Below are 13,349 nucleotides of genomic sequence, written 5' to 3' on the forward strand. Positions count from 1 at the left end.
GTGCGTGAATAAATTAAATTAAATCCGGTACTTGAGGTTTAATTCGCCGCTCGTACCAGTTCATTAACGGGGTGGAACTAATGCCGTGCAGAATCACAGAAAGTACGATGGTTGAAAAGGTAATCCAGGCAATTTTCTCGCCTGTTTCTCCTTTCAAACCGTGACCTAAAGCATAGGTAAGATAATAGATAGAACCGACCCCGCGAATGCCAAACCAACCGCACAGCAAGCGGCTGGCTGGATGTAAAGGACTGCCGATCGTACTGATCCAAGCTCCCACAGGCCGGATAAAAAAGATTAACAATCCAGCTACTAAGAGCGAGTAGCCTCCATAAGCGAGCATAGGTTTTAGGCGCAGGAGCGAACCTAAGAGTAAAATAGTTCCTACTTCCATTAACTTTTCAATGCGCTCGGTAAAGTGCAGTTGGGAAAGCGGTTTTTCTGGGTTGCGGTAACTCCGCTGCACCACAATTCCTGCTACAAAAACTGCGAGAAATCCGTAGCCGTTGACTACTTCTGTGAGGGAATATGCGATCAGAATTGTGCTGAGAGCAATGAAATCTTCCATTAATTGATCTGCCTGTCGATAGTGTTGGAGTTGGCGATCGATCCAGGTGACGGCTTTCGCTACTAAAATGCCCATCACGAGACCTGCGGCGATCGCCCAAATTAAGTCAACTGCTGCCCATTGCGAAAACCAGTTCGACAAATTGTCATCTTTCATCGCATAAATGCCGAAGTAAACAAAGGGAAAAGCTAAAGCATCGTTCAAACCGCCTTCGGATGTTAAGCCAAAGCGCAATTCATCGCGATCGTCTATATTTGCTAACTGAACTTCTGAGGCTAAAACAGGATCGGTGGGAGCGAGAATTGCTCCCAATAAAATTGCCGCCCCCCAATCTAATTTCACAAACCAATGACCGACAGCCGCAACCGCAAAAATAGAAATTGGCATTAAAAAACCTATCAGCCGCGCTGTGGAATTCCAAGCCCAAAGTTGCAGCGGGCGATTCATTTTTAAGCCGCAACTGAATAGAGAAACAATAACTACAAATTCTGCAAGTCTTTCCAAAAATTGAGCGTCGGGGCGCAATTCAATCAGCTTGGAGCCGTAGGGCCCCAATCCGATACCGACAACTAGATAAATTAAGGCATAAGATACAGGGAATCGCGAAATCCATCCGGAACCCAAAGTGACGGTCAGCAGGAGGATGCCAATAGCTAGCAAATCGAGAATGTAAATATCCACCATAGCGATCGCACTTTTAATTAGGTTTAACAAGTGCGATTTTGGCATTTAAAAGCTTTTGACGCATCTACCAACCGCTAGAGTCTGTTATCCTCCGAAAGTTATATTTATTTGTTATCTGTTATCTGTTATTTGTAACAAATGACTAACAACTGCCAACTAACAACTGCCAACTAACAACTGCCAACTGACTAATGACTTTTTTCGGTAGCAATGATGTGCAAATCTACGTGTTTGAGCGATCGCACTAACTGTTGAGTCAAAGAACCCCGCAGCAGCAATTTCCACCGCGATTGCTGGCTTTCACCGATCACAATTTGAGTAATGCGATACTCTTTAGCTACATCGGAAATTGCTTTGGCTATTTTATTACCGTTGACTCGCAAAAATTGTCCGTTAAATTCCTGACAGAGTTTCTCACAAGTTTCAACGTGCAAGCTTTCTGCTTTTGTTAAAAATTTGTCTGGATCGTTAACAAACAAAGCATAAAAGGGAGCATTCATGTAGTTAGCAATCCTCCCGCCCCGCCGCAGCAGTTGCAAGGAATTGGGATAAGTCGAGACGCATACTAAAACTCGTTCGTGAATGTTGCAATATTGACCTTTTAAAGTTGCTGCGTCCTCTTCAACGTTGTCTGCAACTTCTCGCAGGGCGAGTTCTCGCAAAGCAATTAAATGACGGCGCTGGAAAAAGTTTTTTAAAGATTGTTCAATTTTTTCGGGTGCATAAATTTTGCCTTCTCGCAACCGTGTCTCTAAAGTTTCCGGTGTGACATCGATAACCACTACTTCGTCAGCTTCTTCTAGAATGCGATCGGGAATTCTTTCTCGGACTACAACTCCGGTAATTCGCGCTACTAAATCGTTGAGGCTTTCGATGTGCTGAATGTTGAGGGTAGAGAAAACATCAATTCCAGCATTCAGAACTTCTTCGACATCTTGATATCGTTTTTCTCGCTGAGAACCGGGAATATTTGTATGGGCGAGTTCGTCAATTAATGCTAATTGGGGGCGGCGCAATATGACGGCTTCCACATCCATTTCGGCGAGCATTTTTTCGCCGCGCAGCATTTGTTTTTGCGGCACTATTTCTAATCCTTCTCCTTTTTCGGCGGTTTCTTTTCGCCCGTGGGTTTCTAACAGTCCGACAACCACATCAATGCCTTCTAATTTGAGTCGATGCCCTTCTTCCAGCATTCGGAAAGTTTTGCCCACACCGGGGGCCATGCCGATAAATATTTTGTGTTTTCCCCGGCGGGTGCGATCGCAAGTGCGGTAGGTTTGGGCATAAATCGCGTCTGAATTGTTGGTGAGTTCGCTAGAGTGAATCATAGCTTAATAGATAAGTTGGCAGTTGGCAGTTGGCAGTTGGCAGTTGGCAGTTGGCAGTTGGTATTTGGCAGTTGGTATTTGGCAGTTGGCAGTTGGCAGTTGGTAGTTGTTAGTTGTTAGTTGTTAGTTGTTAGTTGTTAGTTGGCAGGAAAACAGTTGTTAACAGTCAACAGTCAACATTCAACATTCAACATTCAACAGTCAACAGTCAACAGTCAACAGTCAACAGTTAACAGCTAACAATTCCCTAATGACTACTGACTACTGACTACTGACTACTGACTACTGACTACTGACTACTGACTACTGACTCTAAATTATTGTAAACTGTCGAGAGCTAAATTTAGTTTGAGGACGTTAACTCCAGGTTCGCCGAAAATTCCGAGAAATCTGCCGTCTGTATTTTTGGATACCAAAATTTCTACTTGATTGAGATTGATCGATCGCACTTTTGCTATCCGCTCAATTTGCGCCCTAGCTGATTCTACGCTAATGTGCGGATCGAGGCCAGAACCCGAGGTGTAAACTAAATCCGCCGCAGGTTTGATGCCAGCTTGGTTGAGGCGGGCTAATTCTACTTCCACGCCTTGAAAACCATCTTTCTCATTACCTCGCTTCAGCAAATCAGAGTTACTGGGAGCAAGGTTGCTAGCTCCCGAAACGCCAGTTCTTTGAGTTAAATTATCTGCCTTTGTTTGGTCGAAATCAGTAGCTGCAAAGCTGCTGTAAGTTGTGGTGCTGGGGCGGCTCCAAAAATATTTATCCGAACTGAAAGATTGACCGATTAAGGATGAACCGACTACAACTCCCTGCTTAGTAAGCAAGCTGCCGTTGGCCTGCGAGTTGAAAGCGAGTTGACCGATTGCTAGCATTATCAAGGGATAAATAATAGCCGTGATTCCCCACAAAACTAAAGTGACGCGAATTGCTCTGATTAATTCTCTCATAAATTACCTCAATTAAGGAAGAAGGAAGTTCGGCAACGGATTATGTAACGGATGTAACGGATGTAACGGATGTAACGGATTTTGTAAGGGGTGTAATGGATGTTTGCTTAAAATCTTTCCGGTTGGAAAATTACAGTAAACAAATAAACTGCGAGTCCGATGATTACTAAACCCAAAAGGCTTAAACCCCATGCAGCTTTTTTAGTTAAACCTTCATCCGTAGCGGCATACACAGCGGGAGCTATTATCAAGTTAAAGCACATTACTAGAAATAGCTGCACCGGGATTGGGTGGCGTTTACACAGCATTTCTCCTAACTCAACGATGTCTTGAAAATCTCTAAGCAAAACATCATTCAGCAAAGCGTTTCGTTTCATGATTTTTCCTTTTTTTTACATTAAATTGCTTGACAATTTGAAATGAGCATCGACGAGGCAGAGCCTGGGAACGAGTCTGTTAAGCTTGCTCTGGTCGATCGCGCAGTGCATTGCGAAACTCAACTACAGCATCGTATTGATCGGGGATATTTGCACAACGAACGAACAATGTTAAATCCAAATCAGGTAGCAATTCACTGCGATCGACTTGTTTGTATTCTTCGTCTTGCAAACGGTACACGGCTAGCTTGCCTTTTCTCCAAAACCACACTTCGGGAACCTTGACTCGCCTGTAGATTTCCAGAGTATTTACTCCGCCGCTGGTGACAACTACTTCTATTACAATGTCGGGAATCTCTTTCTTAGTTTCCAGATTGAATGATTCATCAGGCTCTTTCCTTCCTCCTAGTTGGATACTGCCGAGAGTCTTGCTACCACGCTTGTAAAATCGGATGTTTGCGTGTTGAAAATAAGCAAGCAGTAAGAGACTGATAGTGCTTTTACCATCTTCATGTTCTTCTGAAAGAGGAGACATAATATCTAAGGTTCCATAGAGGTAGGCTAGCCGCACATTTGGAAAATCTTCTAATGCTGCTTCTATTGCTTCCAATTTCTCCCAGCTAACATCATAAAGCGTGAGGCACTGGTTGCTTTCACTGACTGGTTTATCCAAAAGTTGAGGATTCATAGGTCATTTTGCAATGAGTGGTTTTCAGATGAGCGTCGAGGCAGAACCTCTAAATCTATTCTATCCATTAAATCTCGTACTCTGCTCGCTACCGAACCTCTATGCTAGCCCGACTGCGGTAATCAACACATCGATTATTTTGATGGCGATAAACGGCGCGACTGCTCCGCCCAATCCGTAGATTAAAATGTTCCGCTGCAATAGTTGATTTGCTGTCAGCGGTCGAAATTTTACCCCGGTTAATGCTAGGGGAATCAATGCGGGAATAATTAAAGCATTGTAAAATAATGCGGATAAAATTGCTGATTGACCGCTCGCTAAACCCATGATGTTTAAAGCGCCAACTGGGGCAAACATTGCGGGAATAATGGCAAAATATTTAGCGATGTCGTTGGCTAGGGAAAATGTAGTCAGCGCACCGCGAGTAATCAGCAATTGTTTGCCAATTGTCACTAAGTCAATGAGTTTTGTGGGGTCAGAATCTAAGTCCACCATGTTTGCAGCTTCTTTGGCCGCTTGGGTTCCAGAATTCATCGCGAGTCCGACGTTTGCTTGGGCTAGGGCGGGTGCGTCGTTGGTTCCGTCTCCCGTCATTGCTACTAATTTGCCTTCTGCTTGTTGCTTGCGAATTACTTCGATTTTGTCTTCTGGAGTTGCTTCGGCAATGAAGTCGTCAACTCCGGCTTCGTCGGCAATTACTGATGCTGTAATTCGGTTATCTCCGGTGAGCATGATGGTGCGAATTCCCATTTTTCGGAGTTGGTCAAACCGATCGCGAATTCCCGGTTTAATCACATCTTTCAAATAGATAATTCCGTAGGTGTCGCTACCTTGACAAACAGCTAGCGGCGTGCCTCCCAAGCGCGAAACTCGCTCGTAAGCTTCATCGAGATCCGGGCCGAAATTGCCGCCGCGCGATCGCACAAAACCCTTCACCGCATCCACCGCACCCTTGCGAACCTCCGTACCATCGGGTAAATCGGTACCCGACATCCGGGTTTTTGCCGAAAAATCCAGCCCGGTTGCGTTAGCGCGATCGAATTTTGCTGTAGCGCCCAACTTTTCCGCCAAACGGACGATCGACTTTCCCTCTGGAGTCTCGTCAAACACGCTAGCAGCCAGCGCCACACTCGCAACCTGATCCAGCGAGTGACCGTTGACCGGAATGAATTCCTCAGCTAAACGGTTGCCCAGCGTGATCGTCCCCGTTTTGTCCAAAATCAGTGTATTCACGTCACCGCAAGCCTCTACGGCGCGCCCAGAGGTCGCTATGACGTTAAATTGAGCAACGCGATCCATCCCCGCAATGCCGATCGCGCTCAACAAACCGCCAATGGTTGTTGGAATCAGCGCCACCAGCAGCGAAATCAGCGTTACCACGCCCACGGGAGTTTTCACGTAATTGCCGATCGGCGGAATCGTTGACACCACAATCAAAAACACCAGAGTCAGCACCGCCAGCAGCACCGTCAGCGCGATCTCGTTCGGCGTTTTCGAGCGTTCAGCGCCCTCCACCAGCGCGATCATCCTGTCCAAAAACCCCTTACCGGGGTCGGCCATCACCCGCAGCGTCAGTTCGTCGGAAAGGATGCGCGTCCCGCCGGTAACGGAACTGGCGATGTCCGAACCCGGTTCCTTGAGCACTGGGGCGGATTCGCCGGTGATCGCAGATTCGTCCACAGATGCGACACCTGCGATCACTTCGCCGTCAGCGGGAATGACATCGCCTGCGATCACTTTAATTTGATCGCCGCGTCTCAGGGCTGTCGAACTTACTTCTTGAATTAAACCGTCTGGTAAGAGTTTGCGGGCTGTGGTGTCGGCTTTGGTCGATCGCAGCGCGTCTGCTTGCGCTTTGCCGCGCCCTTCTGCTACCGCTTCGGCAAAATTAGCAAATACCAAAGTGAAGAACAAAATAAAGGTGACTAAACCGTTGAAAACTCTCTGATTTTCGCCGGGAACCGGGCCGAACAGCGTGGGGTCGATCGTTAATAATGCAGTCACAATTGTGCCAACCCACACCACAAACATTACTGGATTTTTCAGCATCACCCGCGGGTTTAGCTTGACAAAAGCTTCTTTGAAAGCTCTTTGATAAAGCCCTTTTGTATTTGCTTTGGGGGTATGTTTGCGAGACTCGCGAGGGCCTCTGGAACGGGAGTTTTTCTGAGAATTAGGGGTATTGGAAGAAGCCATAATTTGGATTTTTAATGAACCGCAGAGGACACAGAGAACACGGAGAAAGAGGAGGGTGAGATTGACAATTTTTCGCTATTGAGGTGGAGGAGTTGGTGTTGCTTCGGGTGTTGTCGCTTCTGGTGTTGGTGTTACTAAAGGCGAAGGCGTTGCTAAAGGCGAAGGTGTTGCTAAAGGTGGCGCAGTTATCGGTGCTGGTTCCAACTTAGCGCTGCTCATTTCAAATCCTTCTGCAATTGGCCCCAAAGCTAGGACAGGGAAAAATGTCAGCGCGCCCAGAATTATGATTACTCCTGCGGTTACGCTGGTGAATAAAATGGAATCGGTTCTTAGTGTTCCGGTTGTTTCGGGAACCAGTTGTTTGTTTGTCATGCTGTCAGCTAGCAACAGCATTGCAACAATTGGAACGTAGCGCCCTAAAAGTAAACTAAAACAGGTGCTTAAATTCCACCACAGTCCTGTTGCTGCGGGTTGAGAATCTCCTAATCCTTCAAAGCCTGAACCGTTGTTAGCTGCGGCTGAAGCGTATTCGTACATCACCTGGGAAATGCCGTGGAATCCGGGGTTGCTGATGCCGCTCAAGCTGTCGGTAAATGCGAGTGTAATTGCGCCGGGGATTAAAACTGCGATCGGGTGAACTAACAAAACCACGCTGGCTAAAACAATTTCCTGCTTTTCAATTTTACGTCCCAAAAATTCGGGCGTTCTACCCACCATCAATCCTGTGAGAAATACGCTCAAAATCAGGTAAACAAACAAGTAAGCTGTTCCGGTTCCTTGTCCGCCCCAAACAATTTGCAGAAACAAGTTAGACAGAGTAGCAAAACCTGCGGGAGGCATTAAAGAATCGTGCATTCCGTTCACGGCGCCGCACATTGTGCCAGTTGTAGTCACGGCCCAAAGTACAGTTTCTGCCCAGCCAAATCTAACTTCTTTACCTTCTAAATTTGGTTGCAGCGAACTCAGTAAATTATTGACTTGAGGATTGCCTTGATATTCGCCAATTGCGGCAGTGCCAATCAAGACAACATAAATTATAAATACCATCCAAAAAATCAGCCATCCCTGCTTTTTGTTGTTGGCAAATTTGCCGTAGGTGTGAATGAATGCTGCTGGGATGCAAACCATTGCTAGGATTTCCAGCAGGTTACTAAAAGGGTTGGGGTTTTCAAAGGGGTGAGCAGAGTTAACCCCGAAAAATCCGCCGCCGTTTTCTCCTAGTTGTTTGATACTTTCAAAGTGAGCTACTGGGCCGCGGGCAATAACTTGGGTGCTGCCTTCTAAGGTGGTGGCAACTTGTGGCCCCGCGAGGGTTTCGGGTACTCCTGAAATCAGCAATAGCAACGCGATTATTAAAGATAATGGCAGGAGAATTCTGGTAATTGATTGAATTAAATCGATGTAAAAGTTACCTAACGGGCGGCCGGTCAGTCCCCGAATAAAGGCGATTCCTACTGCTAAACCTGTGGCGGCTGAGGTAAACATTAAAAAACCCAAAGTTAACTGCGATAGATAACTATATGTTGTCTCGCCGGAGTAATGCTGTTGGTCGGTATTTGTGAGGAATGAAATTGTTGTGTGTAGGGCGGTATCCCAGGTTGGTGCGCTGAGGCTGGTGGGATTTAAAGGTAGCACTCCCTGAAGCATGAAGATTAGAAAAACAAATATGCCCATTGCTACATTGCTGTATAATAGCGATCGCGCATATTGCCAGCCTGTCATGGAATCTACAACACGGATGTTGCCGGCTTTATAGATGAGTTGTTCTACTGGTTTAATGGCGGGATCGAGGATGGTTGGTTCTCCCATGTACACCCGCGCCATGTAGTTGCCGAAGACGGGCGTGATCGCTATTAAAATGATTAGGGTTAATCCGATTTGAGTTAATCCTTGCAGCATAACTTAGTTAAAAAATCCTCGTTGTTGAATAAATGCGCTTCACTTCTCGGAAAATGGCTTCGGGAAGAAGTCCACAAAACGGGGTGAGTTTTCTTTAAGGTTACTTCTAGTTCGCAGCCTATCGCCCGATTAATTGCTACTGCTAAAATACGATCTCCGCAGAAAATCGTTGGAATTTCGCTGGCTATAATTAATCGGTTTTCTCTTGTTAATCCCAAGCAATAGCAGTTGTCGGGCAATTGTATGGCACTTAGTGCTAGGCCGCAATAACTGCTGTTGAATTGGATCGGTACTTGAATGAGTTTTGGTTCTGCAAAGCTCATGAACGACTCCCGTAGGCCGCAAGGTTAGGTTTACTTTTATTGATTACTCTACAGAATTTTGGGGTGTTTGATAATTAGTCTTAAGATATAAGTTACTGTTTAGAATTTATGCTTGTATGCTATATACTTTTACTAATAGGCGAATGTTTAGATGATGTTTGAAGTCTATACTTGCAGGTATAGATACTGTGTAAACGCTGTTTTTTGCGGGACAATGTACTGAATATTTCATATTGTTTCCGCTTGCATCGGAATGATTTAACCTTATTAGTACACAGAGTACACAGAGGGAGAGAATATATATCTGAATCATTCCGATGCTACCGGATTTGATATCAGGACTTATCTCAAATCCTCTCTTAATCGAAATAGTGAATTCACTGTTGACTGTTGACTGTTGGCTGTTGGCTGTTGACTGTTGACTGTTAACTGTTGACTGTTAAGATCATGTATGAGTGCAACCGGAATTGATATTACGCACTCCGACTCAAAAAATCGGGTTTTTAGCGCAATTAGAGGCTAAAATTGAGTTTTTTCGTAAAAAGCCAGGTTTTTGAGGGTCAATTCTTTCGGGACTGGTCATTTTAAAATGGATTGATTAGGAATGTTTAAAAGCTTATTAAAAATCCCCAAAAATGTACTACTTCAAGAGAAGTATTTGCGCGGAAGATGGTCGATCGCCATTTTGTTTGCTATTGTGATCGCGCTGGAATTTAGCACTCCCTCTGAGTATCTGTTTGGATACTTATACACGGGGCCGATTATACTGGCCAATTCGCGCTTGAGTCGGTTGGGGAAATTACAAATTACGCTGATAGCGGCAGCTTTGACTCTGTTGAATGTGTTTATCCCTCCTGGAGAAACGATCGCCCTAGCAACTTTTGCAAATAGAGCGATCGCAGTTATGGCTTTGGGAGTGACGGGATATTTGAGCGATCGCAACCAGCAGTACCAAGAAGCGATCGCTCTTGCTAAAGCTCAGTTGCAGTCGCAGCAGCAGCTAGCCAGCATCCGAGAGGATTTTGTCTCTACTTTGACTCACGACTTGAAAACGCCGATGCTGGGGGCGATAGAAACAATTAAAGCTTTTAAATCGGCAAAATTTGGCGATGTTACTCCCAGTCAGCAAAAGGTTCTCGAAACAATGGCGCGATCGCACAAAATGTCGCTACAATTAGTAGAAACCCTGTTAGATATTTATCGTAACGATACTGAAGGTTTGAAACTGCAACTTGCTCCTGTAAATTTAGTAGCTTTAGCAACAGAGGTAATTGCCACACTCGCAGATTTATCGGCGGCGCGTCGAGTTTATATTAGTACGAGTTACGGAGAGTCAGATTTCCGTCGCTCTTTGTGGGTAAACGGCGATGCAGTCCAACTCCAGCGCGTTTTTGTTAATTTGCTAACAAACGCGCTCAACCATTCTCCCCGAGGCGGCAAAGTAGAAATTGTGATGGCATCTCATTCAAATTATCAGGTAGTGAAAGTGAGCGATAGCGGGTTGGGAATTACCGCAGGGGAACTCTCGCACCTATTCGAGCGTTTTTATCAAGGAAATAGCGATCGACAAGCTAAAGGATCGGGATTGGGATTATACTTATCTCGCCAAATTATTGACGCGCACGGCGGTATAATTTGGGCAGAAAACAAATTACCCCACGGTGCTTTGTTTGGATTCCGACTACCAGCAATCTCCGCCAATGAAACCTAATTCTCCCTTACGAATTCTGCTAGTTGAAGACGACGAACTGTTTCGGTTGGGACTGCAAACTCGATTGCAGCAGGAAAGTTGCTTGCAAATAATTGCCGAGGCGGAAGATGGCGAAACTGCGGTTGAATTGACTCAAGAATACTTGCCGGATGTGGTGGTTTTGGATGTAGGTTTGCCGGGAATTGGTGGTATTGAAGCGTGCCGCCAAATTAAACAGCGACATCCAGAAATTCCCATTTTAATTTTAACATCCCATTCCCAAAAATCGTTAATTGAAAGATTGATGGCTGCGGGAGCTCACGGATATTGTCTCAAGGGAATTGCGGCGGAAACTTTGGTTTTGGCAATTCGATCGGTAGCGTCGGGCGCTTCTTGGTGGGATAAGGGCGCAACTGCGGAAATTAGGGCAGTTTTTACTCATCCTGAACCTGTGAAAGTCGGGGGAAAATCGGAAGTTTTAGACAATCCGCTGACGAAGCGAGAACAGGAAATTTTGGCTTTAGTTGCTGGTGGGAAAAGCAATCAGGAAATTGCACAAATATTGTACATTGCGCCGGGGACTGTGCGGGTTCACGTTCACGCGATTTTGCAAAAGTTAGAAGTGCGCGATCGCACTCAAGCTGCTGTTCTGGCAATTCAGAAGGGATTGGTTGCTGAAGAACTTTTGGCGATCGAACCTTAAAAAGGCAATTTGTGTACTGGAATAGTCGGTTTTTGAAATGAATTAATTGCTAAATGCGCCTCTACAAGCTAAATCTATTGCAGTTTCACGGAAAATTAATATCAGTCTCGATTGTTGATTTTATTGGTCTCCTGACTATACGGTACTACTATTGTCGATCGATGCTGACAACATTAATGAAGTTTGACATTGCACAAGTTTAACCTCAAAGCTAAGACGATGCAGAACTTCGTGCATTCTCTCCTACGGCCGCCCCGCAAGTTTGCAACTAGGCGCGATCGACCTAAACTTGACAATACTGGTTTATTCAGCGTACCACTCGCGATCGTACTCTTTAGGACAACTGATTTTTACGTCGGCGGGGGCTGCGATCGGCCGTGCTACTATTAGTTTAAACCTCAGAGACAATGGTCGTATCGATACTTCGGCTACCCAGCTTTCGTCATTAACGTCACCAACCAGCAACCAGTGGCACAACCAGACAGTTACAGTATTCCCCACGACAAGGTATTCAATCTGCCAGCCCCCGGAGTCCTAGCCAACGACGACGACTTCGACGGCGACGCCTTGACTGCCAAACTGCTATCCACGCCAAACAATGGCAAGCTAAATTTCAACAGCGACGGTTCCTTCAGCTATACTCCCAATCCCGGTTTTGCAGGCCCAGACAACTTTACCTACAGCATCAGCAACGGGGCATCGCCGTCTCCCCCCGTTCCAGTGAACCTGAATGTCATTAACTTTCCACCTGCGGGACAACCAGACAATTACAGCATTCCCCACGACAAGGTATTCAACCTGCCAGCCCGCGGAGTCCTAGCCAATGACGACGACCTCGACGGCGACCCCCTGACTGCCAAACTGGTATCAGTCCCCAACAATGGCAAGGTCAATTTCAACCCTGATGGTTCCTTCAGCTATACTCCGAATCCCGGTTTTGCTGGTTTTGACAACTTCACCTACAGCGTCAGCGATGGGGCATCGCCGTCTCCCCCCGTTCCGGTGAACCTGAATGTCATTAACTTTCCACCTGCGGGACAACCAGACAATTACAGCATTCCCCAAGACAAGGTATTCAACCTGCCAGCCCGCGGAGTCCTAGCCAATGACGACGACCTCGACGGCGACGCCTTGACTGCCAAACTGGTATCCACGCCAAACAATGGCAAGGTAGTTTTCAACAGCGATGGTTCCTTCAGCTATACTCCGAATCCCGGTTTTGCTGGTTTTGACAACTTCACCTACAGCGTCAGCGATGGGGTATTGCCCTCTCCCTCCGTTTCGGTGAACCTCAACGTCACCAAGTTCTTAATCAACCAGCCGCCGCAGGCAAATCGTGACAGTTACAACACTCCCCACGACAAGACACTCAATGTCGTAATTCCCGGAGTCCTGGCCAATGACATCGACCCCGACGGTGACCCATTAACTGCAAAATTTGAGTCAGTCCCCAAAAACGGCAAGCTGAATTTTAACCCTGACGGTTCCTTTAGCTATACTCCGAATCCCGGTTTTGTTGGCTTGGAGGAATTCAGCTACAGTGTCAGCGACGGAACTTTCACATCAGCGCCTGCTGTGATAGGTATTAATGTCACAAATCAGCCGCCGCAGGCAAATAGTGACCGTTACAACACTCCCCACGACAAGACACTCAATGTCGTAATTCCCGGAGTCCTGGCCAATGACATCGACCCCGACGGCGACACATTGACGGCCAAACTGGTATCCTTGCCAAACAACGGCAAGATCAATTTTAACCCTGACGGTTCCTTTAGCTATACTCCCAATCCCGGTTTTGTTGGGTTGGAGGAATTCAGCTACAGTGTCAGCGATGGAACTTTCACATCAGCGTCTGCTGTGATAGGTATCAATGTCACAAATCAGCCGCCGCAGGCAAATAGTGACCGTTACAACACTCCCCACGACAAGACACTCAATGTCGTAAT

12 protein-coding genes are annotated in these 13,349 nt (G+C 46.2%); 5 read left to right on the forward strand and 7 right to left on the reverse strand.

All coding sequences use genetic code 11. From position 1 onward, the window contains the following. Positions 1-13: 13 nt before the first annotated feature. Both QUA44_RS03610 and QUA44_RS03615 read right to left on the reverse strand, forming a co-directional pair. Positions 14-1,297: a sodium:proton antiporter gene (locus QUA44_RS03610; protein ID WP_333248393.1), complete on the reverse strand. Its 1,284-nt coding sequence runs from the start codon at positions 1,295-1,297 to the stop codon at positions 14-16. A gap of 143 nt (positions 1,298-1,440) precedes the next feature. After that, positions 1,441-2,580 carry a universal stress protein gene (locus QUA44_RS03615; protein WP_333248392.1) on the reverse strand — a complete coding sequence of 380 codons (1,140 nt, stop codon included), beginning with the start codon at positions 2,578-2,580 and terminating at the stop codon, positions 1,441-1,443. On the opposite strand from QUA44_RS03615, the gene QUA44_RS03620 reads away from it, so the two are divergent. Beyond that, entirely contained in the window at positions 2,572-2,700 is a 129-nt protein-coding gene (locus QUA44_RS03620; RefSeq protein WP_333248390.1) for a hypothetical protein, read from the forward strand. The two genes, QUA44_RS03615 and QUA44_RS03620, sit on opposite strands and share 9 nt — an antisense overlap. A gap of 197 nt (positions 2,701-2,897) precedes the next feature. On the opposite strand, the gene kdpC is transcribed toward QUA44_RS03620, so the two are convergent. The 5 genes from kdpC to kdpA form a co-directional block, all read right to left on the reverse strand. Then, on the reverse strand, positions 2,898-3,527 hold the full coding sequence (gene kdpC / locus QUA44_RS03625) for a K(+)-transporting ATPase subunit C (protein ID WP_333248388.1): 630 nt from the start codon (positions 3,525-3,527) through the stop codon (positions 2,898-2,900). A 107-nt stretch (positions 3,528-3,634) separates the two neighbouring features. Next, complete coding sequence (gene kdpF, locus QUA44_RS03630; protein WP_333248386.1) at positions 3,635-3,904, reverse strand: K(+)-transporting ATPase subunit F; 270 nt, start codon at positions 3,902-3,904, stop codon at positions 3,635-3,637. Positions 3,905-3,983: 79 nt separating this feature from the next. Continuing rightward, a complete protein-coding gene (locus QUA44_RS03635) occupies positions 3,984-4,592 on the reverse strand; it encodes a Uma2 family endonuclease (RefSeq protein WP_333248384.1) in 609 nt (202 codons plus the stop codon). A 99-nt stretch (positions 4,593-4,691) separates the two neighbouring features. Further along, the gene (gene kdpB, locus QUA44_RS03640; RefSeq protein ID WP_333248382.1) at positions 4,692-6,788 is read right to left on the reverse strand and encodes a potassium-transporting ATPase subunit KdpB; all 2,097 of its coding nucleotides are present in this window, start codon (positions 6,786-6,788) and stop codon (positions 4,692-4,694) included. Positions 6,789-6,863: 75 nt separating this feature from the next. Further along, complete coding sequence (gene kdpA, locus QUA44_RS03645) at positions 6,864-8,687, reverse strand: potassium-transporting ATPase subunit KdpA (protein WP_333248380.1); 1,824 nt, start codon at positions 8,685-8,687, stop codon at positions 6,864-6,866. A gap of 927 nt (positions 8,688-9,614) precedes the next feature. On the opposite strand from kdpA, the gene QUA44_RS03650 reads away from it, so the two are divergent. From QUA44_RS03650 to QUA44_RS03665, 4 genes are all read left to right on the forward strand, one after another. After that, a complete protein-coding gene (locus QUA44_RS03650) occupies positions 9,615-10,721 on the forward strand; it encodes a HAMP domain-containing sensor histidine kinase (protein ID WP_333248378.1) in 1,107 nt (368 codons plus the stop codon). Beyond that, positions 10,711-11,403 (forward strand): response regulator transcription factor, encoded by a 693-nt coding sequence (locus tag QUA44_RS03655; RefSeq protein ID WP_333248376.1) that lies wholly within the window; start codon positions 10,711-10,713, stop codon positions 11,401-11,403. Before QUA44_RS03650 ends, QUA44_RS03655 begins: the two co-directional genes overlap by 11 nt. Positions 11,404-11,592: 189 nt before the next feature. Further along, positions 11,593-11,793, forward strand: coding sequence for a hypothetical protein (locus QUA44_RS03660; protein WP_333248374.1), 201 nt, complete (start codon positions 11,593-11,595; stop codon positions 11,791-11,793). A gap of 78 nt (positions 11,794-11,871) precedes the next feature. Next, positions 11,872-13,349 (forward strand): cadherin-like domain-containing protein (locus tag QUA44_RS03665; protein ID WP_333309497.1); only part of this gene is annotated, 1,478 nt, incomplete at its 3' end.

Origin of the sequence: Microcoleus sp. N9_A2 (genome assembly GCF_036701775.1) — a bacterium.
In the GTDB taxonomy this organism is placed as follows: Bacteria; Cyanobacteriota; Cyanobacteriia; order Cyanobacteriales; family Microcoleaceae; genus Microcoleus.

What these genes read in the sequence shown, in the direction of transcription:
- QUA44_RS03610 (WP_333248393.1), bottom strand. Translation starts at nt 1,297, where the DNA reads ATGCCAAAATCGCACTTGTTAAACCTAATTAAAAGTGCGATCGCTATG.
- QUA44_RS03615 (WP_333248392.1), bottom strand. Translation starts at nt 2,580, where the DNA reads ATGATTCACTCTAGCGAACTCACCAACAATTCAGACGCGATTTATGCC.
- kdpC (WP_333248388.1), bottom strand. Translation starts at nt 3,527, where the DNA reads ATGAGAGAATTAATCAGAGCAATTCGCGTCACTTTAGTTTTGTGGGGA.
- kdpF (WP_333248386.1), bottom strand. Translation starts at nt 3,904, where the DNA reads ATGAAACGAAACGCTTTGCTGAATGATGTTTTGCTTAGAGATTTTCAA.
- QUA44_RS03635 (WP_333248384.1), bottom strand. Translation starts at nt 4,592, where the DNA reads ATGAATCCTCAACTTTTGGATAAACCAGTCAGTGAAAGCAACCAGTGC.
- kdpB (WP_333248382.1), bottom strand. Translation starts at nt 6,788, where the DNA reads ATGGCTTCTTCCAATACCCCTAATTCTCAGAAAAACTCCCGTTCCAGA.
- kdpA (WP_333248380.1), bottom strand. Translation starts at nt 8,687, where the DNA reads ATGCTGCAAGGATTAACTCAAATCGGATTAACCCTAATCATTTTAATA.
- QUA44_RS03650 (WP_333248378.1), top strand. Translation starts at nt 9,615, where the DNA reads ATGTTTAAAAGCTTATTAAAAATCCCCAAAAATGTACTACTTCAAGAG.
- QUA44_RS03655 (WP_333248376.1), top strand. Translation starts at nt 10,711, where the DNA reads ATGAAACCTAATTCTCCCTTACGAATTCTGCTAGTTGAAGACGACGAA.